Consider the following 25,461-nt stretch of genomic DNA (forward strand, 5'->3'; position numbering starts at 1 on the left):
CGGCTTTTCTGGCTGCTCACCGCACGCCGGTCCCCCGAGCCGAACGTAGAGAAGGGTTAGCGTAATGGCGACCCATGAAGCCCCGAGCCCGGTGGCAACGTACTGACCCACATGCGGAACCTTGCCCAGCGTTGAGGTCAGAAGGATGGTGACCGCCACCTCCAACGCCAGCAGGAAGAACATCCGCCACCAGTGACCACGCAGGAGCTCGCCACTAATCCGGATCGCGCGAATCGGGCCCGCATTGCCCAAGACACCGGCTTGCACCACGAGAGCACCACGGACGAATGCCACGACACCCGGGATGATCAGCAGCACGAACCCCACGAACACCCTAACAAAGAGGGTTATCTCGGCGCCGAGTAGAGCCGGCAGACGGATCAGGGCCTTGCGCAGGGCAGCGCCAGGGGATATCTGTCGGGCGAGTTCGAGTTGTGCAGCCATGTGGCTCACGATGGCGGTCGCGAGGGTGTCAAGCACAGCCACGGCGGCAGTCACATACCAGAACCGCGAATCCAAGCCCAGGAACCCTTGTGGACCGAACGCCCCGGGATTTGGCGTCTGGACGTCGGGCAGAACCACAAGTGAAAACAACCACTCGTGAATCGCGGCGCCGACCAGGGCAGGCAGTACGAGGAGTGGTTGGCGCACCATCAGGGCCGCGGCATCCAGCGCTGTCCGAAGATGCACGCCGCGCGGAGGGGGGCGCCTATCCATCACTTCGTCTTGGGCCTGCCGGACGGCCTGGGGATCCCTCCACAGGGCTGGCCAGGCGACGGCGAGTACCCCCAGGACCAAGATGGTCCCTGTCGCGGTGTCCCTCACCGCCTCCGGTAGCCGGAGGATCTTGAACACCCAGAGAGCGCCGGCGGCGGCCACGAACGCGGCCGGCAGGACCGCCAGGCGCAGTGCCAGCCGCAACCACCACTGGCGCCGTAGGACGCGTCGCCCGTACTGCCACGCGGTAGCGGCCGCGATCACTCCCGCCAGGAACATGGAACCCGCCATGAGAAGGTCGGCGGCGTCTGGTAGATGGAGCTTGTCAAGCATGGTGGACGCGCTCGCCACACAGGCAAGCGTCGACGCAACGGCAACGGTACGCAGGCAATATCGCTGCCACGGGCGGATTCGCCCGTGGTGCCGTCGGAGGTATATCCAGGCAGCAACGGCACTTGCGCCGAAAAGGCCGACGGCGACGGCCTGACCTAGGACCTCTCCCGCTCCCGGCCAGCGGTGCAGCGCGGCTGCGCGGAGTAGGCGGTCGAGCCCGACCAGTACCAACGCGACCGCGAATACCCCCTTCCCCCATCTATCCCACGTCCGCTGGCATGCCAGGAAATCGGCGAAATCGCGCCAGCGGCGGCTACTCCAGGCGGCTCGCTTGCCACCAACCACCGAGGCAAACCACGCAGCGGCCAGGACGGCAGCGAGTAACCACTCGAGCGACTCCGGACGCTCTGGGAGGAACCGGGCGAACACGAGCAGCAGGATGGGGAGTATCAACCCGAGCGCGTACGAGTGCGCGCGCATTGCCAGCAGGTAGAGAGGGCCCAACGCGGCGGCGCCCCACGAAGGACTGCCGATAATCTGGTCCTGAACGGCGAGGTTCGGAGCATGTGGATCGATACCCACGGCAGAGCCTCCGGGCCATTCCTGGACTGCTCCGGGATTTCAATACTGCAAGCGGATATGGTGACCTTAAGGTCCAGAGGCATGTTCAAAGCCAGAGGCTCAACGCTCGGAGATCTTCATCCGCCGAACCGTAGCCGGGCAGGACAAACAAGGCCACATGGCCGACGGCGGGTTCCTGCTCCAAGGAGGATATGACACATGTCCGCTCACGCGGCGCGTGCTCGCCGTCCCCTGGTGCCGGGTGTGCTGACGGGTGCGCCTCGCCATGAGAGCGGGGCCGCGTGCGCCGAGCAAGCGGCGCCGCCGCGCGAAGGTGCCACTTTCTCAAGGTGGCGGCCCGACCGCGATGGCTCAGAGCTGGTCGTCTCAGGTCTGGTTCTGTACCTCGGACTGCGGGATCAGCTCATGAGGCCGGCCGCGGAACAGCTGAGCGCCAGCGCCGACTTCACCGCCCACCGGTGGCAGCAGTCGCCGGCAGAGGCCTGCGCACCGCCGGCATTCGGCAGAAGCGGCTACCCGCGCGCGTCTCCAGGCACACCGCCTCCTCCTCCTCGCCTGCCCGGACGGCCGCCGATCTACATTGCCTGCATGGACCGGCAGGGGAGCATCCTCGGCTCGATGAGCTTCCCAGGAAGTGAGACCGATCCTCTGCCCCAGGCCTTCCTCAACCCGTCGCTCCTGGGGGACGCCTTGGCCAATGGGAAGGCCAGTGACGTGGTGGACGGAGGTGAGGAGGCCGGACCGATCTATCGCGTCGCCATCACCGTCTCGAACCCCACCTCAGGCGGGGTGCTGGGCGTTGTGCAGGTGGGCCGTTCCATTGCCCAGCAGACGAGCGCGCTGCGGCTCCTGCGCGACTTGCTGTTCGCCCTCGGCGCCCTCGCCGTGCTGATCGCCACGATTGGCGGGGTGCTTCTTGCCAACAGAGCTCTAGCACCGGCCCAGATCGCGCTTGCCCGCCAGCAGACCTTCATATCGGACGCGTCGCACGAGCTGCGCACCCCCTTGACCCTCATCCGAGCAAATGCCGAAGTACTGCTCCGGCATCGGGACCGGCCCGACCCGGGCGACTCGGGGCTAGTTGAGGACATCGTGGCCGAGACCGAGCACATGGAACGGCTGACCACCAACTTGCTGACACTCGCCCGGCTCGACGCCGGACAGTTCCATCTTGAGCGCGAGCCGGTAGACCTCAGAGAGGTGGCCGAAAGCGTCGTGCGCCGGCTCGCACCGCTGGCGCGGGAGAAGGACGTCGCCGTCCGCGAAGACTACGGTACAGGGACGCGCCTCCTCGGCGACCGGCAGGCCCTGGAGCAGGCGGCCGTAATCCTGCTAGAGAATGCCATCAAGTTCACGCCGCCGGGAGGGACGGTCACCCTCCGAACCGGCGCGGGTGACGGCCTGGTCAGCCTCATCGTCGAGGACACCGGCATCGGAATCAGCAAGGAGCATCTCCCACGCCTGGGAGATCGCTTCTATCGTGTGGACCCTGCCCGCTCCCGGGATGCGGGTGGCGCAGGTCTCGGCCTTGCGATTGCCTTTGGGATCGCTGCGGCTCATGGGGGCACGGTACAGATCTCCAGCACGCCCAAGCAGGGCACGCGGGCGACGTTGCGGCTGCCTACTTGGAAGGATTCCGGCGGCGACCCTTGGGCTGCGAAAACTGCTTGACGAACTTCGCCGCGCGCGGTGAGGTCCGCGTCGGGCTGCGATAGGCTGCTTGGAGAATCCTGCTGGTGTCCGAGGGCGAGAAGGTAATCTGAGAAAGCCCTCCGCCGCCGGACGGAGCGACGGTCCCCCCGGTGATCCCGCACGCCGCTTGGAGCTCGCGGCTGAGTCCCTCAACAAGCGGCTTGTTGCCCACCAGCGTGAGGGTGCGCGGCACCCGCGGCGCCCGCGCACCCTGGCCGCCAAACGGCGGGCAGCGCCGGCTTCCCTCGAGATACCCTCTGACGAAATCCGGCCACAGCGCTGGCGGGATGAACTCGATGGGAATCGAGCCGTCTTCAGCTGAAGTACCGATCCCCCACTGGAGGAGCACCTCGGCGAGCGAGCGGTCGCGAACGTACGCCTGGCGCCCGTCGAGGCTGCTCTCGGCGAACTCACACCGGGGATGGCCGATGACCAGATCTGCCAGAAGCGTCTGGATGTGGGCCACGTCGTCCGGGTGAATCGCCAGGATCAATGTGGACAGGTTGTTCTGGCCGAAGACCCGGCCGCTGGCGGCTATGTAACCCAGCCAGTAGACCTGCACGGCGGCATTCGGCGGAAGATCGGCCCCCCGCAGCTCGTAGGGACTCAGCAGCGCGCAGGTCTTCCCGCTGGACCGCAAGAATCCCTGGACCGTGACCGCGGGCAGGTCGTGCTTCACCGCTATGTCCGCGGCACTCTTGCCGGCCTCGCGATCGGCGTGAATGCGGTAGATCGTCTTGGGATCGTACCTGGGGCGTGGTCTCGGGAACATTCTCACTGAAAACATTATACCACTTTCGCTCCGCCGCCAGAAGGCAAACTGGGCCGTGGCCGTGAATCTCCCTGCCGAGGGCCATCCCTTGAGCACCGTCGAGCAGGCAATGACCACGAACGTGGTCACCATCGGGCAGGACCGCACTGTCGGCGAGGCTGCTACCCTCATGCTTGACCGCGACGTGAGCGTCCTCCCCGTGGTCAGCAAGGAGCGCCTAGTAGGCGTCGTCGCGATGAGGGATCTCCTCCGCGCCCCGCCCTATCGGCCGGTCAGCGAGGTGATGTCCCGAGAACCTCCTGCCGCACGCCCCGGAACGAACCTGGCCGCCGCTTTCGACCTGATGGACAAACGGCAGATCGGCTACCTTCCGGTCCTGGACGACGACCGTCTGGTCGGTCTCATCACGCGGGAGGACATCCTCAAGGCGCTGGGGCGCCCGATGGATCCGCTGACGGAGCTTCCATGGGGGACCACCGTCCGCGATAGGGCAATCGAGTACCTGAGGGACGGACTCGAGATCACCATCCTCTTCCTCGATCTCGACGACTTCCGGTCGGTCAACAGGCGGTTCGGACACGCGGTGGGTGATCGTTGCATCCGGACGGTCGCCGAGGCGCTGCTCGCCACAGTGGACTCCGATCGCGACCTGCTCTGCCGGTACGGCGGCGACGAGTTCGCCATCCTGACCACACGACCGCAGGAAGAGGCGCAGGCGCTGGGCCTCAGGGCCCTTGAGGCCATCTGTGGGTTGCGATTGTCCGGGGCACCGCCGGGATTCGCCCTGGGGGCAAGCATGGGCATCGCCGGTGGGAAGCGGACGACGGAGCGGCAGGACGTCCACTTCGCGGCGACGGTGGACGATCTCATCACCATCGCGAGCCGGCAGTCCACGCAGGCCAAGAGAGAGAAGGCCCTGGCTGCGGGCGAATCTGCCGGGGGGCGAGTGTTGCCAGAACCGCGCCTGCAACTCCGGCGGGTCAACCTGTCCGCCGGGAACGGCAACGCAACGGTCACCGTCGAGTTGGGCCTGGGATCCGATCGCTATATCGGCGAGACCACAGGGCCGGACATGGGCTCGGTCCCGCTGCGGCTGCTGGCGGAATCCACGCTGGCGGCGGTGAACCAGGCGCTGCGCGGCGGGTGGCGGACGGCTGTGGAGGAGGTCCACGCTCTCCACATCCCCGCTGGCACGGCACTGGCTGTGACCGCCCTGCTGGGCGGGCCGGGCCAGCCCACTGAGCGCCTCATCGGCTGCGCGGCGGCGGAAAGCGACCTCGGGCAGGGCGTCGTACGGGCGACGCTGCTGGCGGTCAACCGTCGGCTGGCCCGCCTGTTGGAGTGACAGCCTCGAGCCCGAAGAAGGACTACGGTAAGTAGCGGGCCATCTGCTACAATGCTACCGCGGGCCCGTAGCTCAGTGGATAGAGCAGGGGACTCCTAAGCCTCTGGTCGGGGGTTCGATTCCCTCCGGGCCCGCCAATCCGGTCAGGACACGGGTTTCAGCCGTTGAATCCCTCGCAGAGCCGGCCGAAGAAGCCCCTGCTCACCCCCTCTGCGGGGCCGTCGAGGCGTCCCAGGCGTTCGCCACGCAGTGACGGCAGCGCGATCAGCATGTCCGAGAGAGCGTCCAAGGGGCCAGGACCGGCACAGCAGCAGGAACACAGCCCGAATAGGTACAAGTCTAACCATCGAACCACGCAACGCTGGGGACGAAAGGAGGTGGTGGAGAAGGTCCCCGGCAGCAACCAACCCATGATTGGGGGAGCGTGAACAGATGCGTAAGGCACAGGACACTTGGAGTGTCGTGCTGTTCGTCATAGCCCTCCTTCTGGCCTTCTACATCTACACTTCCATACAACCTCCCACGCTATGGGGGCTGGTTCCCATCTTGCTGTACGCGGTGCTCGTCCTGCTGGGCGTGGACGTGGTCTTGGCCACGCTCTCTTCCCTGGTTGTGGCGATCGTGATGACAGGAACCGGCGCCAAGGCCCTCGCAGGCCTGATGGCGGAGTCGCTGGGGGCTTTCATAACGGTCGTCGGCATGATCATCATGCTCGGGGGTGGCCTCGGCCAGGTCACGCGGGAGACCGGCGTGGCCGAGTATCTCGTACGGACTATTGTCTACCGGATCGGGGTGAAGACACGCACGCAGGCTCAGATCGGGGTCATGCTGACCTCGACGATCCTGGTAGCGGCCCTCGGAACGCTCGCCGGGGCAAACGCCATACTGGCACCGATCGTCATCCCGATCGTGGCCGCTCTAGGCTTCACACCGCCGGCGCTCGCCGCCATGCTCCATGCCGCCGGAGCGCCGGGGTTGTTCATCGGGCCCTTCACGCCACCGGTCGTCACGCTTACGGGAACCGCGAAGGTCGCCTATGTGCCGTATCTGCTCGCGGCAGGCATTCCGATGGCCATCGTGACGTGGATCACGGGGTTCTTCATGGTGCGCTGGATCCAGCGGAGAACCGAGGGCGTCTACGCGTACGACGAGTCCGACATCATCAAGACAGAGCACGCCCTCGGCCCCGAGGCGAGGAGGGGCACCTGGGCGTTCGTCCTCACCCTGCTCATCATGGTGATCTACGGCATCAGCATCAAGGCCGGCTACTCCTACGCGATCCTTGCCATGCTCGTGACCTCGTTCACCACGGGGCTCGCGGCCCGGCTGGGCCTGGTTCAGATCCTGCAGGCGATCTACGCGGGCGCCTCACGGCTGATCTGGCTGTTCTTCCTGTTCTGGCTGTTCAACCCGCTAGTCACCCTGGTGGGCAAGACCAAGGCCTACGACGCGCTGCTCGAGGCTCTCAAGCCGCTGCTGGCCACGGTGGGCTCGTTCGGCTTTGCCGTGATCGCCGCGGTCATCGGCTGGCTCGGTGTTTCTGGCGCTGCTGTCGCGCAGGTCGTGCTGATGAACGAGGTCTTCGGACCGACGGTGCAACAGCTCGCCCTTCCCGCCCTGGTGTGGGTGGCCGTGCTCCTGGCCTCCTCGCAGATCGACTGGTTCGGCCCGTTCCCCAATGCCGACATGATCGGCCAGATGGGGCTGGCCCGCTCCAAGGACCTGAGGATGCAGATGTACAACGGGTGGGCGATCATGGGCGCCAACTGCATCCTGTTCCTGATCCTGTTCTGGATCCTGCTGTGATCGGCTGACGGGAGGATCGCTGGCATGGGCACACTCGACGCGGCCCGCACGATCATCGAAGGCCTGATCGAGCGCGCGCCCGGAACGGTCGGCCTCGTCATCAAGGACGTGGGGTCGCAACAGGTCCTCACGTGGTCTCCAGACGAGCCGTTTCCCGCCGCCAGCGTGATCAAGATCCCGGTCCTCGTCGAAGCCCTGCGGCAGGCGCAGTCGGGGGAGGTCTGCCTCGATGAGCGCCTGCCCGTTAGGGCCGAGGACAAGGTAGGAGGGTTCGGCATCCTCAAGGACCTGGAGAGCGTCGCCGAGTTGACCTTCCTCGATCTGCTCACCCTCATGGTAATCATCAGCGACAACACCGCGGCCAACCTGTGCATCGAGCGCGTTGGTATGGCGGCAATCAACGAGTACATGGCCGCGCTAGGCCTGCGCGGGACGTTCCTACAGCGCAAGATGATGGACATGGAGGCGCGCCAGCGCGGCCTCGACAACTTCACAACGCCCGCCGACGTGGCGCTGCTGCTGGAGCTGCTCGCGAGGAAGCAGATCCTGACACCGGAGGGCTGCGATCTGGCGATCGGCATCATGCGCAGGCAGCAGGTCCGGGACAGACTTCCCCTCTGCCTCCCTCAAGAGATCGCCATCGCCCACAAGACCGGCGAGTTGCCGGAAGTCCGTCATGACGTGGGAATAATGCTCGCGGAGCGCGGACTGGTGGTGATCGCGGCGCTGACGAAGGGCTTCGGGACGCAGCTCGGCAGGGGCCTGATCGGAGGCGAGGCGTCGGCGCTCATCGCCAAGGTGGGCCGCGCGGTCTACGACGCCATCACGAACTAATGTCCTGAGTCAGGAAACCAGTGACAATACCTGGCCGGGGGCGCCAGGATTTGGGTGGCTGGCGGCCTGGGGTGGCGCCTGCAATCAGCCAGTTTGCGCATACCAGCGAGGCGAACGTGATGGATCAGGCGATCAGAAAGCCCCTGATCACCACACAGGCCTCAGGGAATCACTACCTTACGCCGAAATACACCACGCGCCTGTCCGGCATGTTCACGACAGGGTCATAGCCAGCGTATATCCCGGTCCATGATAGATTAGGAAAGTCATACAGGGGAGTCATGCTCACGCGGTAGTTACGCCCGAATTCCTCCTTCAGCTTGTCCAGCAAGTCGCCCACGCGGACGCCCCCAGGGGTGGCGAAATAGGGACTCGTCGTTTGAATCTCGTTGATTGGACTCCTTTCGTCCCTTGCGAATGCGGAGACCCGGGGGCTCAGGCGGGAAGTGGGTCCAGGCACGTCCCAGGACCAGAAGACCCCGCTCGGCGTTGCCGCGCCGCTTCGCGTCCACCTCCCGGCACTCAGCACTGCCTGTTCAATCGTCATATCCAGAGCAATCATCCCAATGCTTGCCCCAGGGCGAATCAACGTGGGGGACATTGGACCGACGGGCCGGGCAGACGGAGGAACCGGTTGCGGAGCCGGTGGGGGTGTCTGCTGAGGACCAGGGGGCTGCGCGCCCGGGGAACTCCTTGGCGCCGGGATGGCCACGGCGGTCAATTGAGTCAAGAGCGTGCGCGCGAGATTCGACGCCACCGCGAAATTCACCAGGGTGGCCTCCCGCAGAGAGGATACGGCGACCCCAACCACCTCGCCCCGTCGGTTCAGGACTGGGCCGCCGCTGTTCCCTGGGTTAAGTGCCGCGTCGAGTTGGATGTAGCCTTGGGCCGGGCGCAGCGCGCTGACGATGCCTCGCGTCACGGTAGCCGTCTCCGATCCAAGGGCACTGGCCCTAGGATAGCCGATTACGATCACTTCCTGCCCTTGTTGAACGCTGTCAGAATCCCCGAGTGGTAGTACTGGGAAGCCACTTCCATCAACCTTTAGCACAGCGACGTCAAAAAGCGCACTGTATCTAACGATGATGGCAGAGAGAGCTCTTCCATCAGCGATCTGAACGGCTATGCGGCCAGCGTCCTCGATGACATGTCGGTTGGTGATGATGTACCCAGTGGGGTCGACGAAGAAGCCGCTCCCAGAGAACCTTCCCCGGTCTGTTTCGACCATGATGAAGACTACGGCCGGTCTGGCACGAGTGACGATCTCCTCATACTGTGCTCGGAGTTCGGGCAGGGGCAGAACGAGAAGCAACCCGACGATGAACAGTGCGGCAGCCACGAATACGGCGCGCCATCTCATTTCTTCACCCCCCGCAAAGGCGGTTCGATTCACGCGGGTTCAGCTGTTGTCAACTATCTGAGGGCCTGAATTCGCGCCGTCGAGGGTGTGCTCCTGCTGTCGCAGGCCTCGGGGTCTCCCCAAACGTATCCCAGAGGCCGCGGAAGACAGGATCAGGAGCCATCTGTCGCGAACGGGGCTCCCCGCACGCACTCCTGACTCAAGTAGGTGCCGGAGGAAGTGGTGACGATGGAATCAACCGCAGTACCAGCATTGATCCTGAAGCGCAGGAGCATACGGGCCTACACCGGCGCTCCTGTGGCCGAGGACAAGGTCCGGGCCCTGCTCCAGGCCGCCATGGCCGCGCCGTCGGCCAACGATGTCCGCCCGTGGGCGTTCATCGTGGTCCGCGACCAGGCACGGCGCCGCGCGCTGGCACAGACCCACCGGTGGGCTCACATGTGCGCCAGCGCACCCGTGGTCATCGCGGTGGTCGGCGATCCCACCGCGTCCGACCATTGGGTCGAGGACTGCAGCGCGGCCACCGAGAACCTGCTGCTGGCCGCGGCCGGGCTCGACCTGGGGGCAGTGTGGGTGGCCGTCTACCCCCGCGAGCAGCGCGAAGCGTATGTGCGCAAGGAACTGGGCATTCCAGACCGACTGCGGGTGCTGTGCCTGGTGCCGGTCGGCCACCCGGCTGAAACAAAGCCGCCTCGCACCCGGTACGAGGAGGGCAAGGTGCACCACGAGTCTTTCGGGAATCGGCCGTGACCCTGGCCTGAACCCCTGCCTCAGTAGAGGTCCGCGACCGTGTAGAGCCCTACGCCCATCTCTTGGGCCTTCCTCAGGGCTGGCCGGCTGAACTGCCGCCGCGCATATAGGGCCAGGCCTCGGGGTGCATACCCGGTTCGCGTCTGGAAGTAGGCGGCCTTGCGCTGCAGCTCATCGACCTCCCGAGGATGCACGGCACCAGCAGACCAGGTGCATTCAGCCAGATAGGCCTCCTTCGTCGAGTGACGCACGGCGGCGACGTCAATCTCCGCTTTGCCATCCCACCAGGAGCCCACAGCGTCCGGCTCGAACGGCAGGCGCCCAGCGCGTGAAAGCAGCCAGGTGTGAGCGCGCGCGCACTCCTCGAACACGGGCACCATGGTCTCCGGCAGTCCGGGGCGGATCCGCTGCGACCACACCTCCTGGGCACGCCCCTGTTCAAGTGCGCTACGGCTGGGCGCAGCAGATCGAAACCAGAATCGAAGGAACGGGTCACTGATACGGTACAGGGCATCCCGTGTCCGCTGCGGGTTTCGTACGGTAGCCGGCACAGCGCGCTCGACTATTCCCAAGCCCGAAAGCCGGTTCAGGTACGGCTGAGCGCTCGCCCGCCCTTCGGGGCCGAAGATGGCCCGCGCAACATCTTGATGGCGCGTCGCACCGGAGGCCAGGGCGGACAACGCAGCGTAGTAGCGACTCGTCTCGCGGAGTTCGGCCTGTAGCAGGAAGTACACTTCCTCGTACAGCATGGAACCGCGCGACAGGACCCGCTCGACAACATTGGCTGCAAGCGGCTTGCTGGGGTCGAACTGCTCAAGATACGCTGGCATGCCGCCGAGGATGCCATAGGCGGTCAATTGATCTTCCCTAGAGTACTTGGGAAAGAACAGGGCAGCGTCACGATAACCGAGCGGCGCTACCCTCCACTGCCCCGTGCGGCGACCATAGAGCGGACTGCGTTGGCCGAGCACCTCACTTTCCATTACACTCACGTGGGAGCCACACAGGACCAGCATTAGCTTCGTCCGGCGCAGTTCCGCGTCCCAGAGGTTCTGCAGTTGGGAAGCCACAGCCGGTTCGGCCCGCAAGAGGTACGGGAACTCATCTAGTACCACAACAAACCTCCGGTCACGCGCGAGCCGGCCGAACACTCTAAACGCTGATGGCCAGTCCTGCAGGACCGTGCCTGACGGCAGAGGGCTTTCCGACAGGTCGGCCAGGTGGGTGGAGAAATCCCGTAGGAGCCGCTCGGATGTTGTCTGGCTGGCTACGAAGAACAGGTGTGGAAGCGAGGCACAGAAGTGCCGCAACAACTCGGTCTTGCCCACTCGGCGGCGGCCATAGAGGATCACCAGCTCGGCACGATCCGACTCGGCCTGGCTGTGGAGATACTTCAGCTCCTGCTGACGGTCTACGAAGGGCATGGTGTAATCCTGGTTAGTGTAATCTTGATTACACTATATCACTTGACAGATCCAACGAGGACTGTCAGGGGGAGCCACGCCGCCGCGACTCCCCCGTCCCGCTGGAAGAGCACTTCGTCCTGTGGTGGATCCCTGCGCTGCTCAGTGCCCGCTCTACGCTACCTAGCGAGCGCTCTGCGCTACGTATCGCCCGCTCCGCGCTTCTTCAGCCAATCGCGCAGGTCGTCGACCTCCATCCTGTTGGCGTGCATGACGTCCTTGAGCCGCTTACTTGGCGGCGTGTCCGCGGGAAGCTTCATCGCGGCGAAGATCTCGGCTGGAGGGATGCCAAAGGCCTTCGAGACGTCCTCAAAGGTCATCCATCCCTTGACCGTGTCCACGTCGCTCACGTCTACTGTGATTTGCTCGCCCGAGGCGGTAACCCGGTGGCTGGTGTTCCAGACGCCCGCGGCCTTGGAGACGTAGATCACCCCCAGGAACAGCACAACTGCCAGAAGGCCGTACGCGAACGGGTTCAGACGCATCGTCATCTCGCTCCTCTCCTCATCGTTCCGCCGAGACCAACGGCTTCGACCACGGCCAGCGCAGGGTGAGGTCCAGCGCGCCGGTGCGCGGGCAGACATCCACGCACTTCAGGCAGTCGTTGCAGTCCACGGCCGTGATCCGACTCGCCGTGGCGACGGGCAGGTTCATCGGGCACGCGACACTGCAGATGGCGCAATCCTTGCAGTATGTGCTTGTGCGCTCGATCTTGACCGACGCCAGTTTGCCTACCAGCCCCACGATCGGGGAGAGCGGACATAGGTACTTGCACCAGGGCCGCTCCGTGAAGAACGAGAGCACGACGGTCGCGATCAGGATCACCAGACCGGGCCCGAGCGTCGCCTCGGTGATGTTCAGGGCCGTGATGTACGGATCGTACGGCCGGAACACCATACGCGCGGCCAGGATCGTGCCGTATAGGAAGTAGGCGAGCATCAGGTACTTGCCCCACCTCAGGTACCGGTCCACGACTTCCAGGCCCCTTGTGCGCGCCTTGAGGGTCTTTGCGAGCCGTGCCACCGCCCGGAACCGGCGTTCGAGGAACCGCGTGATGCCGGTCAGCGCCTCCTGGAACGTCCCAAATGGGCAGATCCAGCCGCAGAAGGACGACTTGAGGGCCAGCGACCCGAGCAGCACGCCGCCCAGCACAATCAGACTGGACGAGGTGGCGTGGTGGATGTACTTGCCGGTCGTGATCCAATGGTAGAGCGTTTCGATTCCGCCGAAAGGACAGTACGCCTCGGGTGACGGCGGGGAGTTGACGACGCTTTCCGGCACCAGCGCGTGCCTGACCGCCATCACAACGACCGTTGCCAGGAATCCCGCCTGTACAAGGTACCGGAAGTTCTGAACGTTCCACAAAGCAGCGAGGCCCTTGGGTCTTCGCCTGATCGCTCCGAGCTGCACTCCCATCTCCATGCTCCTTTCGTATCAGGATGGCCGCCTGCCACCCGTGCGGCTGCTAGTCGCAGTGCTCCCGTACGCCGTTCTGGCGGCGCCTGGCCGCATCACGCATCTCGGTGAAGGCCGCGACTATGTCCGCTTCCTTGACGGTCTTGAGGAACTTCTCGTACAGCGCCACCCGCTCGTTCTCCAGTTGACCCGCGATGCGGCAGGCGTCCTTGAACGATGCCGGCGCGGCTACCTTTGCCGGGTCCGGCATCGCCGGTATGGGCACCCCGTACTTTGCGAACAGGGGCTTGAGGTTTTCATCAACCCGCTCCGGGCCGGAGCGAATCCAGCTCACGAACGGCCGGCCCTCGCCGAACTTCTTGACCACGGCCTGGTAGAGAGCCAGCGCCTTGAGCTCTGACGTCGTGGCGTCAATCAATGCCTGCCTCGCCACCGGGCTGATGGGCGCAGCGGCGGCAACCGCGATTGCCGCCGTCGCTGCGATCAGGACCAGGACAAAGACGAGCCCTCCGAACCGCTGCTGCCATCGGGTCCTTGCGCGAATCGTGCTCACGATCACACCTCCTCATCATCTCGCCGGGTCTTGCCACAGGCGATGCCCCGGCGGGGCAGAGGCGGCCCGCCCCGCCGGGTGGTGCAGCTCGGGACTAGCGCCCCGGGCCGAACCGGTGCATCCTGCCGCCCCGCATCTGACCGGGCCGCTGTTGACCTGCGCCCGCCCACCGACCTGCGCCGGGTCTGGCGCCGAAGCCGGGCTGCATCCCAGGGCCAGGGCCCATCGCGGTCCCGGTACCGGGCCTGCCGGCCGCCCCGAAGCGGGGTCCGGCCTGCAGCAGCGCATCTGCCTGGGCCTTCGTGATCTTGCCCGAGGCCAGTGCCTGGTTGATCGCGTACTTGCGGGCGTTGACCATGGCCGTCTGCACTGTCTGCAGCGGCACACCCTTGGCCCCTGCAAGGTATGCCAGGGTCTTGCCTGCCGCGCGCTCCTTCTCGAACTCGGCCGGGGTCATCTTGAGGACCCTGGCCGCGGCCGCTTGAGTCGCCGTCTCAATGGCCTTGTGGACGTCCGCGGGAATCGTCGCCGCCACACCGGCACCAGGGCCGCGCCCCGCACCTGGACCGGGTGCCCACCTGGGCCCGGCGGCCATGGCAGGGGCAACCGACACGACCAGCAGCGCCAGGAGAACTCCGGCGGCTGTCAACATCGTTCTCATCGCTCTTCCCTCCTCGTTGCCCGTGCCGGACCATGCACTCGGGTCCGGCGGGCGTATCGTTCGAGGAGAAGAGTAGTCCCGGTTGATGAGGGGAGCGTAAGGCGAATGTGAAGATTGTGTGAGGAGTTCAGGCCTCGCAGGCCCGGAACTCGCGCACGTTCTCTGGCCGGGGTTGCCGGGGATCGCTACGCCTAATCCACGAGGCCGATGATCTTGACCAGAACCCGCTTGCGGCGCTGCCCATCGAACTCGGCGTAGAACACCTCCTGCCAGGGTCCCAGGTCCAGGTCTCCGCCGGTTATCGGAACGATCACCTGATGGTGCAGCAGGAGGCTCTTGAGGTGGGCGTCGGCGTTGTCTTCCCCGGTTCGGTGATGCAGGTAATCCGACCGGAAGGGCGCCAGGTGGTCGAGCAGCCCCATCATGTCCTGCATGATCCCGGCCTCATGGTCGTTCACGTACACAGCGGCGGTGATGTGCATCGCGCTGACCAGGGCGAACCCCTCGCTCACGCCGCTGTCCTTGACGGCCTTGCGCAATCGGTCGGTCAGGCGGACGATCGCCCGGCTCTCCCTGGTCTGAAGCCACAGGTAGAGCGTGTGGCTGCGAAACGAAGCGCCCTCGTGCTGCGCGGTCTCCTCCTGCTTCAGGCTCTCGCGCAGAGACGCGTCTATCTCGACGGTGCGTCCGCCGCTGGTGATGCGCTGGGCCATGATGCGCTCGCCTCCCGGTAGGTCTTCGTTGAGTACTTCGGCAGACGGGGCGGCGACCCTGGGGGCAACTAGCGCGGGGTGTTAGCCAGGTGCGCCATGAGCGCCATCCCGGCCTGCTGTACGTGGCGGCGCATCGCGGCCTCGGCGGCGGCAGGGTCGTGGTTCTTCACCGCCCGCACGATGGCCTCGTGCTCCCGCAGCGACACGGGGAGTCGGCCGGGGAGCTGCGCGGACGTGCTTATCAGGAGCCGTATCTGCCCGTTGAACGCTTCGGCTACCCTGGACAGCCGCCTGTTGCCCGACGCCTCGCGCAGGCACCGGTGGAACGCGAGGTCGAGATCGCCGTAGCCCTCCACGTTCCCCTCCCGAACGCACACGCGCTGTCGCGTCAGCAGACGCTCCAGTTGCGCGCGCAGGCGCTCATCCCCTCGCCGCGCGGCGAGCGATGCGGCCAGCCCCTCGACGATCTCGCGCAGGGCATAGAGCTCCTCGATGTCGTGCGGTGTGATGGTCGGAATGCGGTATCCCCGGTGCGGAACGGCCACCACGAGGCCCTCGCGATCGAGGGCCGCCAGCGCCTCCTTGATCGGGGTGGGCGACAGGCCCATGTCCTCGGCCAGCACGCGCACGACGAGCCTGGCCCCGGCAGGCAGACGCCGGTTCAGTATGGCCGAGCGGAGCGCCCGGTAGGCCTCGCGCGAGAGTGTGGTCCGCGACAGGGCCGCACGGCCGACACGCAGATGGGTTGCCCGCATAATCCAAGTATACGCCTGGGGTATTGACCGGTCAAGATTTTGGATTTAGAATTCAAATATGGCCGAGCGCAATCCACACACAGCCGCCTCATCCGCGCACGGCCGCTCACGTCACGCCATCAGGCCAAAGGAGGCACCCGTGGCCTACAAAGCCGTCGCGCACAGGAAGGAAGACGCGGTTGCGGTAGCCATCGCCGACCTGCACGCCGGCGAGACCATTCAGGTACGCGTTCTGGACGGCTCTGCCCCGCTTGCCGTGACGGTGCGGGGCGCCATCCTGTTGGGACACAAGGTGGCCCTGGCTGACATCGCACCCGGCGGCGACGTCACCGAGTACGGCGAGCGCATCGGCAGGGCCACGCTGCGGATCCCCCCGGGCGAGCACGTGCACGTACACAACATCGAGAGCGCGAGGTGGTCGGCGTGAGACTCACCGGGTATCGCCGTCAGAACGGCGCGGCCGGGATCCGCAACCATGTCGTGATCTTGCCACTCGACGATCTCTCCAACACTGCGGCCGAGGGCGCGGCCCGGCTGATCCCGGGCGCTCTTGCCCTGCCCCACGCCTACGGCCGGCTGCAGTTCGGCGAGGACCTCGACCTCTTCTTCCGGACCATGATCGGGACCGGCGCCAACCCCAACGTGGCCGCCGCCGTTGTGGTGGGCATCGAGCCCAAGTGGACGCAGCGCCTCGCAGACGGCATAGCCAGGACGGGCAAGCCGGTCGAGGCGTTCTCGATCGAGGGTTCGGGTGACCTGCGCACCATCGAGCGCGCGGCGCAGGCGGCGAAGATCATGGTGCAGGACGCGAGCGAGACGGAGCGCGTGCCAATCGAGCCCCGCGACCTGGTGGTCTCGATCAAGTGCGGGGAGTCCGACACCACGCTGGGGATAGCCGGCAACCCGGCGCTCGGGCGTGCGGTGGACTGGTTGGTCAACGCCGGGGCGACGGTGATCTTCGGCGAGACGTCCGAGCTGACCGGCGGCGAGCACCTGATTGCCGCGCGGTGCGCCGCGCCCGAGGTGCGCGAGGCGTTCCTGCGCACCTACGCAGAATACATCGAGTTCATCCGCTCCACCGGCGCCGACCTGCTCGGCTCGCAGCCAACCGAGGGCAACATCGCGGGCGGCCTGTCCACGATCGAGGAGAAGGCGCTGGGCAACATCCAGAAGACCGGCACCACGCCGGTGCGGTCGGTGCTGGCGCCCGCGGAGGCGCCTCGTGGGCCCGGGCTGCACTTCATGGACACCTCGAGCGCCGCCGCCGAGATGATCACGCTGGCCGGGGCCGCGGGGTCCGTCCTGCACTTCTTCACCACCGGGCAGGGCAACGTCGTCGGCAACCCTATCGTGCCGGTTGTCAAGATCTCGCCCAACCCCAACACCACGACCTCGATGAGCGAGCACATCGACGTGGACCTTTCCCGGCTGCTGGCCGGCGATATGAGCCTGGAGGAGGCGGGCACGCGCGTCCTCGAAGTCTTCGAGCGCACGGTGCGCGGTCGGCTCACCGACGCCGAGGCCCTTGGGCACGTCGAGTTCGTGATGACCAAGCTCTACCGCAGCGCCTGATCCAGGCCAGTCCGATCCGGAGGGTACGCCGTGAGGATGTACGTCGCCGGGAAATGGATCGAGGGGACGCGGACCCTGCCGGTCACCCACCCCTACGACGGCAGCGTCGTTGACACGGTCCCTGTTGCAGGATCTGAAGAGGTCGAGATGGCGCTGGATGCCGCGGTCCGGGGCGCGCGCGACATGCGTGCCTTGAGCGGCCATGAGCGCTACCGCATCCTGACCAGGGCCGCGCGGCTGATCGAGGAACGCGCCGAGGAGTTCGCCCGAACGATCACCCTGGAGGAAGGCAAGGTCCTGCGGGAGTCGCGCGCCGAGGTCGCACGGGCGGTCGAGACGCTGACGCTCTCTGGCGAGGAGGCCCGGCGCATAGCCGGTGAGATCGTGCCGCTGGACGGCTCGCCGGGCGCAACCGGTCAGTTTGGGTTCACGGTGCGCGTGCCGTGCGGCGTAGTTGTCGCCATCAGCCCGTTCAACTTCCCTCTAAACCTGGTGATGCACAAAGTCGGCCCGGCGCTGGCCGCGGGCAACAGCGTCATCGTCAAGCCGGCCAGCAACACCCCTCTGTCGGCGCTCCGGCTGGTCGAGGTCCTGCTCGAGGCCGGCCTTCCCCCGCTGGGCGTGCAGTGCCTGGTCGGGGGCGGGCGCGAGATCGGCGAGCCGCTGTGCGCCGATCCGCGCGTGCGCAAGATCACGTTCACCGGCAGCCGGGACGTGGGCGAGCGCATCTGCCGGATCGCCGGCATAAAGAAGGTCACGATGGAACTCGGCAGCAACTCGCCGGTTGTTGTGATGCCGGACGCGGGCATCGAGGAGGCCGCCGCCGCGATCGCGGCCACAGGCTACTCCAACGCGGGACAGGTCTGCATCAGCGCACAGCGGATCATTCCCCTCGAGCCGATCTACGCGGACCTGCTCGACGCGCTGGCGCCCAGGGTGGCTGCGATCACCACCGGCGACCCGCTGGACGAGCGAACCGCCATGGGCCCGATGGTGCGCGAGAGCGAGGCGAGGCGCGTCGAGGCATGGGTGACGGAAGCCGTATCCGGGGGGGCCCGTCTAGTGGTAGGCGGCGAGCGCCGCGGCGCGATCTACGCGCCGACGGTCGTGGCCGATGTGAGCCCGCGCATGCGCATCTCGTGCGACGAGCTGTTCGGGCCCGCGGTGGCGGTCACGCCGGTCGGCACGTTCGAGGAAGCCCTGGCGCTGGCCAACGACTCCAACTACGGGCTGGCGGCGGCGATCTTCACGCGCGATCTTGACCGGGCGATGCGGTTCGCCCGGGAGGCCGAGAGTGGCAGCATCCACGTGAACTGGGGGCCGCAGTGGCGTGCCGACATGATGCCCTACGGTGGACTCAAAGAAAGCGGGTTCGGCAAGGAAGGCCCAAGGTACGCGGTGGAGGAGATGACCGAGCTCAAGATGGTGGTGTTGCACCTGAAGCAGCGGTGAAATCGCACGTAAGGCCGAAAGACGGCCATAGACAGGGAGGGAGATTGGCATGAGAACTCGCTTGCTGGCCATTGCGGCGGCGCTTGCGATGGGGTTCGCGGTGCTGCCTGTCTCGGCACAGGCACCGGTCACGATCACTTGGAGCACGCTCGCCACGGGCGGGCCGATCGTCTCCGACGTGTACCGCGCGCTCGTGCAACAGTACGAGCGTCAGAACCCCGGGGTGCGGGTGAACCTGCAGATCCAGCCGGGGACCTCAGGGGAACAGCTGAGCCGATACGTGACCCTGTTCGCGGCGAAGGACAGCTCGGTGGACCTCATCTCTATTGACGTGATCTGGCCGGCCCAGATGGCAGCCGCGGGCTGGCTTGCCCCGCTCGACCAGTGGTTCACGCGCGAGCGGCGCGAGGAGTACCTGCCGGGAGGCATCAGGGCCAACACGATTGGCGGGAAGATCTACGGGGTCCCGTGGTACGCCGACGCGGGGCTGTTCTACTATCGCAAGGACCTGCTCGAGAAGCACAGGGCGCGGGTCCCTGTGACCTGGGACGAAATGATCGCCACGGCCCAGCGGATTGTTGCGGCCGAGGCCAACCCTGCGCTTGGCGGCTTCCTGTTCCAGGGCGCGCGCATCGAGGCGCTGGCCAACTTCTTCTTCGAGGTCCTCTGGAGCAACGGCGGGGATATCCTCGATCCCGCCGGCAAGGTCATCGTGGACAACGGCAAGGGGCTGGAGGCGCTGAACTTCATGCTCGACCTGGTCCGGCGCCACCGCGTGACCCCGCCCGGAGTCACAACCCTGCCGACCGACGACACGCGCGCCATCTTCCAGGACGGCCGGTTCGTGTTCCTGCGCAACTGGACCTACGCCTACGGCCTGTTCCAGGGCGAGGGCTCCAACGTTGTGGGCAAGGTGGGCATCGCGCCGCTGCCTCGGGGGTCCGTGGGCAGCGCGTCCACGCTCGGTGGCTGGCAGCTCGCGGTCAGCAACTTCTCGCGCAACAAGGAGGCCGCCTACCGCTTGGTCGAGTTCCTGACCGGATCGGTTGCGCAGAAGAGCATGGCCGTGCAGCTCAGCACCGTGCCCACGCGCAAGGACACGTTCGAGGACGCCGTTGTGAAGCAGCGGGCGCCGCACTACCCCGACATGCTGAAGGTCGTCCTGAACGCGCGCCCGCGGCCGCAGATCGCCGACTACCCCCGGCTGTCGAGCATAGTGCAGACCAACCTGCACGCGGCGCTGACCGGCCTCGTGAGCCCGGAGGAGGCGATCACCCGCATGGCACGAGAGATCCGCTCACTGCTGGGTCAGTAGAGGAGCGGCGCGGCGCATGGCGGCGCCGACGATAGCGCAACCAGGAGCAGGATCGCGCGCTCTGCGCCGGTGGATGACCGGCCAGATCACCCAGGGCGAACTGGCCGCGATCCTGCTCTTGCCCTGCTTCGCCTTCCTGGTGGTGTTCGCAATCTACCCGGTGTTCAACGCAATCTGGACCAGCCTGCACCATCTGCGGCTCGACCAGCCGCACCTGGGCACACCCTTCGTCGGGCTGCGCAACTTCGCGCGGGCGTTTGGGGACGAGTACACCTGGCACTCTATCCGCGTGACGCTCGTCTACACCGGAGTGACCGTCTCGGCCCAGCTAGTCCTCGGTCTCGGGCTTGCGCTCGTTGTCAACCGCCTGGTGCGCGCGCGGGGATTCGTGCGGGCTGCGGTGCTGCTGCCCTGGACCATGGCTCCGGTGCTCGCCGGGCAGATGTGGCGGTGGCTCTTCAACGACCAGGCGGGCGTCGTCAACGACCTGCTCAATCGCACCGGCCTGGTCCAGGGGCAGATCATCTGGCTGGGTTCGCCGGTGCTGGCCTTCTTTGCGGTGACGGTCGCGGCCACCTGGGGCGCGGCCTCATATATGGCGCTGATCCTGCTCGCGGGCCTGCAGGGTATCCCCGACGACCTGTACGAAGCCGCCAGCCTGGACGGCGCGTCGCCGCTGCAGGCATTCCTTGCGGTCACCCTTCCGCTGCTGCGCAGCGCTATCATGGTGTCGCTGGTGCTGCGCACGCTTGGCGCGCTCCAGGCGCTCGACCTGCCGTTTGCGATGACCGGCGGCGGGCCGGGCAACGCCACCGAGACCTTCGCCCTGTTCATCTACAAGAACACTTTCCAGTTCCTCGACTTCGGCTACGGGGCGGCGCTGTCGGTCATCCTTGTAGTCATCGCGCTGGGCTTCGCCGGCACGTACTACCGCGTGCTGGCGCCGAGGGATTAGACCGTGGCCGGCCGGGGCGCACTCGCCCGCACCACTCTTGCCGCGCTGGTCGTGCTTGCGCTCGTCTGGTCGCTCGCGCCGTACCTCTGGACCCTGTTCACGTCGTTCAAGACCGAGCGCGAGCTCTACCAGTTCCCGGTCACGTACATCCCGAAGAACCCCACAATCATCAATTACGTGCACGTGTTCACGCAGAACCCCTTCGGGCGATTCCTGCTGAACAGCGCGATCGTAACTGTGCTCTCGACCGTGCTGTGCCTGTTCATCGCGTCGCTGGCCGCCTACGCGTTCGCGCGGCTGCGGTTCCGGGGCCGGGAGCCCCTGCTGGTCGGGCTGCTCGTCGTGGCGATGATCCCGCTCATCACCCTGATCGTCCCGCTGTACGTCCTTGTGCGCAACCTTGGTATGCTCAACACATACTGGGGGCTGATCGCGCCCTACGTCACGTACTCGCTCCCGGTCGCGATCTTCATCCTGACCGCGTTCTTCCGCGAGATCCCCCACGAGCTGGAGGAGGCGGCGCTCATCGACGGCTGCACGAGGATGAACACGCTGTGGCGGATCATCGCGCCGCTGGCCGCCCCGGGCCTGATCACGGCGGGAATCATCGTGTTCGTCTATACCTGGAACGAGTTCCTGATCGCGATGACGCTCACCAGCACCGCCGATGTGCGCACAATAACAGTGGGCATCGCGCTGTACCGGGGCGAGTTCACCTTCCCGTGGGGGGTGATCTCCGCGGCCGTCGCGCTGGCCACGATCCCAATCATGACGCTCATACTGCTCGGCCAGCGCCTGGTGATACGCGGCCTGACCGCGGGCGCGGTGAAGGGATGATAGGAGCGGAGAGAAGAGTGGTTCGCGTCGGGCTGGTCCCGGTTGTCCGCCCCATCTTTCGCGGCGCGCACATGGGCCTCGAGGAAGCGAGCCGCCGCTCGCTGGAGGCCCTGTCGGAGCGCCTGGGCTTCGCGCTGGTCTACATCGGGGCTCCGGTCACCGACGCCTCGGAGGCAGAGAGCCGCGCCGCCGAGGTGGCGGCCCTGCATAGTGGCGGCGGGCTCGACTTCCTGCTCGCCCTGCACGTGACGTTCGCAACGGGAGATCTCGTCAGACCGCTGTTGGGGCTCGACATGCCTCTGGGCCTCTGGGCCCTGCCGGAGGCCGCTGTGGATGGGCCGCTGCCGCAGAACGCCCTGTGCGGCCTCAACCTGGGTCTGAGCCTGCGGACGGGCCGCCGGACGCCCGTGAAGTGGTTCTATGGAAGCCCCGATGAACGGGCGTTCCAGGAGCGGTTGGGCATCACGATGCGGGCGATGCGTGGCTGCAGGGCCGTGCGCGAGGGCAGGGTGCTGTGGGTCGGCGGGACCGCGCCAGGCTTCTACCGTCTGGAGACCGTCCCTGAGTTGCCGCTACGGATAGACCGTGCACCCCTGGAAGTTCTCTTCGATGCGCTGTCGCAGGTGGACGAAGCAGGCGTCACGCATCGCCTGGCCGAAATGGACGAGCCCTTGGATATGCCAAGGGAGGATCTGCGGTCCACCATCAGACTCGAGATAGCACTCGAGCGCCTGGCAGAGGGCTACGATGGGGTCGCGCTGCGCTGCTGGCCGGAAGTGCCCGAGCGCGCGGGCACGATGGCCTGCGCCGCCTTCGCGCGCCTGGCCGATCGCGGCTGCCCGTACGCCTGCGAGGGCGACCTTGCCGGACTGGCGTCCATGCTCGCAGTGGCCGCTGTGACCGGCGGCCCGGCTGCGCTGCTCGACCTCTCGCACGCCGATGACGAGGGATTGATGTTCTGGCACTGCGGCAACACGGCGCGCTCGTGGGCCGATGGCGCCACACGCCTCGTACCACACTTCAACCGCGGCCTGCCCGCTGTGCGCGACATGCGCCTGGCGCCCGGCCAGGTCTGCGGACTGCGGTTCCTGGAATCGAGAAAGGCCGCGGTGTACGCCGGGGCCGTGCTCGGACGGGCTCGCGGCTACGACGGCGCCGCGGGCTGGATCGGGCACCTGCGGTGGGCAGGCGAGCCAGCCAGCCCGAGCGGATTCCTGGCAAGCGTCCTCAACCGGCGCCTTCCTCATCACCTGGCATGGGGACGAGGCGACGAGGAGGAAGCGCTGCTGGAGATGTGCTCCTGGCTGGGACACGAGCCGCTGCCGCTCGACCCAGAGGATAGGCTGCTCAGGTGGACCTCCGATGCGCCTTGACCCAGGGGCGCTGCGCCGTCTCGATACCCTGTGGCTACGGGATACCACGCCGTCCGGAGCGCGGTTCACCACCGAAGCGGGAACGCTGCAGGCTGAGATCTACGCGCCAGGAATCCTGCGTCTGCGCCTGTCTACCGGCCCTGAGATTGAGAGGCCGGACTACGGTCTTCTCGCGGCAAACCCGGAGCCGCCCTCGCGCATAGGATTCTCAGAAGACGCCGGCGTCTATCGTCTCGAGGCCGGCGGGATGGCAGGAGAGGATGGAGCCGAGCCGGGCTCCATCAGCCTGGAGCTGCGCGCCAATCCCCTTCGTCTGCGCCTGATGCGCCGCGGCGTCACGCTCCTTGAGTCAAGCGGCGACGCGCACATACGGGGCGGCCTGCGCCTTCCGGCTGTGGCGGTCGAATCCGGAGACGGCGGGGAACCGGGGTGGTTCCTGAACCTGGGCCTGCGCTCAGGCGAGCCGGTCTATGGGCTGGGCGAGAAGTTCGGGCCGCTCGATCACCGGGGGCAGTTGATAACTTCGTGGAACGAGGACGCACTCGGCGTAAACAGCGAGCGCTCGTACAAGAACATCCCCTTCGCGTGGAGCCCTCAGGGGTGGGCCCTGTTCGTCCACACCACGGGGCGCGTCACACACGGCGTGGGCTATCCGCAGTGGTCGCAGCGCAGCTACGTGCTCCGCGTGGACGACCCCACGCTCGACCTCTTCCTGTTCGCGGCCGACTCACCGGCCGCGCTGCTGGAGCGCTTCACGCACCTGACCGGCCGCGCGCCACTCCCTCCGCGCTGGAGCTACGGGGTCTGGATGTCACGCTGCTACTACCGCACGCCCGACGAGGCGCTCGATGTCGCGCGCACCCTGCGTGAGAGGCGCATCCCTTGCGACGTGCTGGTGCTCGATGGCCGCGCATGGCTTGAGGTCGAGACGCGCTACGGATTCGAGTGGGATGCCGAACGGTACCCCGATCCCAACGCTTTCATCGGCCGGCTCAAGGCACTGGGCTTCCGCCTGTGCCTGTGGGAGTACCCGTACGTATCGGTGCACAACCCGCTCTTCGCGCGCCTGGCTGAGAAGGGATACCTGCTGCGGCGCGCCTCTGGCGAGCCCTACATCTATGAGTGGGACCCTGAGCCATTCGGGATGCTGCTTGCCCCGCTGCCACACAGCGGAATGGTGGATTTCACGCACCCCGAGGCCTTCGCCTGGTTCCGCGACGCGCACAAAGACCTGTTCGAGCAGGGCGTGGACGTCTTCAAGACCGACTTCGGAGAGCAGGTCCCAGAAGACGCGGTTGCCGCGAACGGCGAAGCGGGCCGGCGCCTGCACAATGTCTACCCCCTCCTCTTCAACCGGTGCGCCTACGAGGCGAGCCAGCGCTACGCACCGGGCGGCGCGCTGGTCTGGGGCCGCTCGGGCTGGACCGGCAGCCAGCGCTACCCGATCCAGTGGGGCGGCGACCCGCAGGCCGACTGGGAAGGCCTGGCAGCCAGCGTGCGCGGGGGGCTGTCCTGGGGGATGAGCGGCGCGCCTTTTCACAGCCACGACATCGGCGGCTTCTATCACCAGAGGCCCGGCGCATTGCCTGATCCCGAGCTCTACGTGCGCTGGATGCAGGCAGGCGTCATGGCGTCCCACACGCGTTTCCATGGGACGAGCCCCCGCGAGCCGTGGTTCTACGGCGACGAGGCCGAGCGGATCGTGCGACGGTGGCTGGAGTGGCGCTACCGGCTGATTCCCTACATCGAGGCGTGCGCGCAAGAGGCGCAGCAGACCGGCATGCCGGTTGCGCGCGCGATGCCTCTCGCCTTCCCTGAGGACGCGGCGGCGTGGGCGTTCGAGCACCAGTACATGCTGGGGCCGTCACTGTTGGTTGCCCCGGTGCTCTCTCCCGATGGAGACGTCACGCTGCACCTCCCCAAGGGTGGATGGTACGACCTGTCAAGCGGCGAGCGCATCGAGGGCCCGCGCACGCTCCGGCGCACGATGCCGCTTGAGGAGATGCCTGTCTACGGCCGCGAAGGCCACTCCCTACCGCTGGGCCCCGCGGTGCAGCATACCGGAGAACTGGACGAAGCGGCACGGATCAATGAGATCTGGATCTTCGGTGCCCCGAGCCAGAAGGCGAGGGCAGATCTCAGCGGCCTCCCCAAGGGAACGCGCCTGCGCCACTTCTAGAAGAGAACCGCCCGCACGCGTCGAAT

General features: G+C 66.6%; 23 protein-coding genes and 1 tRNA gene. 14 read left to right on the forward strand and 10 right to left on the reverse strand.

Going from position 1 to position 25,461, the window contains the following annotated elements; translation table 11 throughout:
* The coding region (locus FJX73_11150) for a hypothetical protein (protein ID MBM3471328.1) at positions 1-1,632 on the reverse strand (1,632 nt) is incomplete at its 3' end.
* A gap of 198 nt (positions 1,633-1,830) precedes the next feature.
* On the opposite strand from FJX73_11150, the gene FJX73_11155 reads away from it, so the two are divergent.
* Positions 1,831-3,303: a hypothetical protein gene (locus FJX73_11155; GenBank protein MBM3471329.1), complete on the forward strand. Its 1,473-nt coding sequence runs from the start codon at positions 1,831-1,833 to the stop codon at positions 3,301-3,303.
* Here FJX73_11155 and FJX73_11160 read toward each other — a convergent pair.
* Positions 3,254-4,096: a hypothetical protein gene (locus tag FJX73_11160; GenBank protein MBM3471330.1), complete on the reverse strand. Its 843-nt coding sequence runs from the start codon at positions 4,094-4,096 to the stop codon at positions 3,254-3,256. The two genes, FJX73_11155 and FJX73_11160, sit on opposite strands and share 50 nt — an antisense overlap.
* Before the next feature lie 88 nt (positions 4,097-4,184).
* Between FJX73_11160 and FJX73_11165 the strand changes: the two genes are divergently transcribed.
* The 4 genes from FJX73_11165 (at position 4,185) to FJX73_11180 (ending at position 8,081) form a co-directional block, all read left to right on the forward strand.
* Positions 4,185-5,441: a CBS domain-containing protein gene (locus FJX73_11165; protein ID MBM3471331.1), complete on the forward strand. Its 1,257-nt coding sequence runs from the start codon at positions 4,185-4,187 to the stop codon at positions 5,439-5,441.
* A gap of 61 nt (positions 5,442-5,502) precedes the next feature.
* Positions 5,503-5,578, forward strand: a tRNA-Arg gene (locus tag FJX73_11170).
* A gap of 295 nt (positions 5,579-5,873) precedes the next feature.
* The gene (locus FJX73_11175) at positions 5,874-7,247 is read left to right on the forward strand and encodes a gluconate:proton symporter (GenBank protein ID MBM3471332.1); all 1,374 of its coding nucleotides are present in this window, start codon (positions 5,874-5,876) and stop codon (positions 7,245-7,247) included.
* Positions 7,248-7,271: 24 nt separating this feature from the next.
* On the forward strand, positions 7,272-8,081 hold the full coding sequence (locus tag FJX73_11180; GenBank protein ID MBM3471333.1) for a serine hydrolase: 810 nt from the start codon (positions 7,272-7,274) through the stop codon (positions 8,079-8,081).
* A gap of 172 nt (positions 8,082-8,253) precedes the next feature.
* Here FJX73_11180 and FJX73_11185 read toward each other — a convergent pair whose 3' ends face one another.
* Complete coding sequence (locus FJX73_11185; protein ID MBM3471334.1) at positions 8,254-9,441, reverse strand: trypsin-like serine protease; 1,188 nt, start codon at positions 9,439-9,441, stop codon at positions 8,254-8,256.
* Between the two features lie 228 nt (positions 9,442-9,669).
* On the opposite strand from FJX73_11185, the gene FJX73_11190 reads away from it, so the two are divergent.
* Positions 9,670-10,191 carry a nitroreductase family protein gene (locus tag FJX73_11190; GenBank protein ID MBM3471335.1) on the forward strand — a complete coding sequence of 174 codons (522 nt, stop codon included), beginning with the start codon at positions 9,670-9,672 and terminating at the stop codon, positions 10,189-10,191.
* Positions 10,192-10,211: 20 nt separating this feature from the next.
* Here the strand turns inward: FJX73_11190 and FJX73_11195 are convergent, their stop codons facing one another.
* The 7 genes from FJX73_11195 to FJX73_11225 form a co-directional block, all read right to left on the reverse strand.
* Positions 10,212-11,615, reverse strand: coding sequence for an ATP-binding protein (locus FJX73_11195; GenBank protein MBM3471336.1), 1,404 nt, complete (start codon positions 11,613-11,615; stop codon positions 10,212-10,214).
* A 179-nt stretch (positions 11,616-11,794) separates the two neighbouring features.
* A complete protein-coding gene (locus FJX73_11200; protein ID MBM3471337.1) occupies positions 11,795-12,145 on the reverse strand; it encodes a hypothetical protein in 351 nt (116 codons plus the stop codon).
* A 13-nt stretch (positions 12,146-12,158) separates the two neighbouring features.
* Positions 12,159-13,076 (reverse strand): 4Fe-4S binding protein, encoded by a 918-nt coding sequence (locus FJX73_11205; protein MBM3471338.1) that lies wholly within the window; start codon positions 13,074-13,076, stop codon positions 12,159-12,161.
* Positions 13,077-13,119: 43 nt separating this feature from the next.
* Positions 13,120-13,623 carry a hypothetical protein gene (locus FJX73_11210; protein MBM3471339.1) on the reverse strand — a complete coding sequence of 168 codons (504 nt, stop codon included), beginning with the start codon at positions 13,621-13,623 and terminating at the stop codon, positions 13,120-13,122.
* A gap of 94 nt (positions 13,624-13,717) precedes the next feature.
* Positions 13,718-14,284 carry a hypothetical protein gene (locus FJX73_11215; GenBank protein MBM3471340.1) on the reverse strand — a complete coding sequence of 189 codons (567 nt, stop codon included), beginning with the start codon at positions 14,282-14,284 and terminating at the stop codon, positions 13,718-13,720.
* Positions 14,285-14,475: 191 nt separating this feature from the next.
* A complete protein-coding gene (locus FJX73_11220) occupies positions 14,476-14,997 on the reverse strand; it encodes a YjbQ family protein (GenBank protein MBM3471341.1) in 522 nt (173 codons plus the stop codon).
* Between the two features lie 68 nt (positions 14,998-15,065).
* The gene (locus FJX73_11225) at positions 15,066-15,752 is read right to left on the reverse strand and encodes a GntR family transcriptional regulator (GenBank protein MBM3471342.1); all 687 of its coding nucleotides are present in this window, start codon (positions 15,750-15,752) and stop codon (positions 15,066-15,068) included.
* 58 nt (positions 15,753-15,810) lie between these two features.
* Here FJX73_11225 and FJX73_11230 point away from each other — a divergent pair, with 58 nt between their 5' ends.
* From FJX73_11230 to FJX73_11265, 8 genes are read left to right on the forward strand one after another with little or no spacing between them, the layout of a single operon-like run.
* A complete protein-coding gene (locus tag FJX73_11230; protein MBM3471343.1) occupies positions 15,811-16,179 on the forward strand; it encodes a hypothetical protein in 369 nt (122 codons plus the stop codon).
* Positions 16,167-17,324, forward strand: coding sequence for a D-galactarate dehydratase (locus tag FJX73_11235; GenBank protein ID MBM3471344.1), 1,158 nt, complete (start codon positions 16,167-16,169; stop codon positions 17,322-17,324). The genes FJX73_11230 and FJX73_11235 overlap by 13 nt, the downstream gene beginning before the upstream one ends.
* Positions 17,325-17,360: 36 nt before the next feature.
* On the forward strand, positions 17,361-18,776 hold the full coding sequence (locus tag FJX73_11240) for an aldehyde dehydrogenase family protein (protein MBM3471345.1): 1,416 nt from the start codon (positions 17,361-17,363) through the stop codon (positions 18,774-18,776).
* Between the two features lie 49 nt (positions 18,777-18,825).
* Positions 18,826-20,091, forward strand: a complete 1,266-nt coding sequence (locus FJX73_11245) for an ABC transporter substrate-binding protein (protein MBM3471346.1) — start codon at positions 18,826-18,828, stop codon at positions 20,089-20,091.
* A gap of 16 nt (positions 20,092-20,107) precedes the next feature.
* Positions 20,108-21,046 carry a sugar ABC transporter permease gene (locus FJX73_11250; GenBank protein ID MBM3471347.1) on the forward strand — a complete coding sequence of 313 codons (939 nt, stop codon included), beginning with the start codon at positions 20,108-20,110 and terminating at the stop codon, positions 21,044-21,046.
* A 45-nt stretch (positions 21,047-21,091) separates the two neighbouring features.
* Positions 21,092-21,883 (forward strand): carbohydrate ABC transporter permease, encoded by a 792-nt coding sequence (locus FJX73_11255; protein MBM3471348.1) that lies wholly within the window; start codon positions 21,092-21,094, stop codon positions 21,881-21,883.
* A complete protein-coding gene (locus tag FJX73_11260; protein MBM3471349.1) occupies positions 21,880-23,256 on the forward strand; it encodes a fucose isomerase in 1,377 nt (458 codons plus the stop codon). The genes FJX73_11255 and FJX73_11260 overlap by 4 nt, the downstream gene beginning before the upstream one ends.
* Positions 23,246-25,435 carry a glycoside hydrolase family 31 protein gene (locus tag FJX73_11265; protein ID MBM3471350.1) on the forward strand — a complete coding sequence of 730 codons (2,190 nt, stop codon included), beginning with the start codon at positions 23,246-23,248 and terminating at the stop codon, positions 25,433-25,435. The genes FJX73_11260 and FJX73_11265 overlap by 11 nt, the downstream gene beginning before the upstream one ends.
* The last annotated feature ends 26 nt before the right edge of the window (positions 25,436-25,461 follow it).

This window comes from Armatimonadota bacterium (genome assembly GCA_016869025.1).
Lineage (GTDB): Bacteria > Sysuimicrobiota > Sysuimicrobiia > Sysuimicrobiales > Humicultoraceae > VGFA01.

Bases quoted from the DNA above. Each gene is read 5' to 3' on its own strand.
- FJX73_11185 (MBM3471334.1), bottom strand. From the start codon at position 9,441: ATGAGATGGCGCGCCGTATTCGTGGCTGCCGCACTGTTCATCGTCGGG.
- FJX73_11195 (MBM3471336.1), bottom strand. From the start codon at position 11,615: ATGCCCTTCGTAGACCGTCAGCAGGAGCTGAAGTATCTCCACAGCCAG.
- FJX73_11245 (MBM3471346.1), top strand. From the start codon at position 18,826: ATGAGAACTCGCTTGCTGGCCATTGCGGCGGCGCTTGCGATGGGGTTC.
- FJX73_11215 (MBM3471340.1), bottom strand. From the start codon at position 14,284: ATGAGAACGATGTTGACAGCCGCCGGAGTTCTCCTGGCGCTGCTGGTC.
- FJX73_11240 (MBM3471345.1), top strand. From the start codon at position 17,361: ATGTACGTCGCCGGGAAATGGATCGAGGGGACGCGGACCCTGCCGGTC.
- FJX73_11220 (MBM3471341.1), bottom strand. From the start codon at position 14,997: ATGGCCCAGCGCATCACCAGCGGCGGACGCACCGTCGAGATAGACGCG.
- FJX73_11260 (MBM3471349.1), top strand. From the start codon at position 21,880: ATGATAGGAGCGGAGAGAAGAGTGGTTCGCGTCGGGCTGGTCCCGGTT.
- FJX73_11225 (MBM3471342.1), bottom strand. From the start codon at position 15,752: ATGCGGGCAACCCATCTGCGTGTCGGCCGTGCGGCCCTGTCGCGGACC.
- FJX73_11200 (MBM3471337.1), bottom strand. From the start codon at position 12,145: ATGACGATGCGTCTGAACCCGTTCGCGTACGGCCTTCTGGCAGTTGTG.
- FJX73_11250 (MBM3471347.1), top strand. From the start codon at position 20,108: ATGGCGGCGCCGACGATAGCGCAACCAGGAGCAGGATCGCGCGCTCTG.
- FJX73_11205 (MBM3471338.1), bottom strand. From the start codon at position 13,076: ATGGAGATGGGAGTGCAGCTCGGAGCGATCAGGCGAAGACCCAAGGGC.
- FJX73_11155 (MBM3471329.1), top strand. From the start codon at position 1,831: ATGTCCGCTCACGCGGCGCGTGCTCGCCGTCCCCTGGTGCCGGGTGTG.
- FJX73_11175 (MBM3471332.1), top strand. From the start codon at position 5,874: ATGCGTAAGGCACAGGACACTTGGAGTGTCGTGCTGTTCGTCATAGCC.
- FJX73_11190 (MBM3471335.1), top strand. From the start codon at position 9,670: ATGGAATCAACCGCAGTACCAGCATTGATCCTGAAGCGCAGGAGCATA.
- FJX73_11180 (MBM3471333.1), top strand. From the start codon at position 7,272: ATGGGCACACTCGACGCGGCCCGCACGATCATCGAAGGCCTGATCGAG.
- FJX73_11160 (MBM3471330.1), bottom strand. From the start codon at position 4,096: ATGTTCCCGAGACCACGCCCCAGGTACGATCCCAAGACGATCTACCGC.
- FJX73_11265 (MBM3471350.1), top strand. From the start codon at position 23,246: ATGCGCCTTGACCCAGGGGCGCTGCGCCGTCTCGATACCCTGTGGCTA.
- FJX73_11230 (MBM3471343.1), top strand. From the start codon at position 15,811: ATGGCCGAGCGCAATCCACACACAGCCGCCTCATCCGCGCACGGCCGC.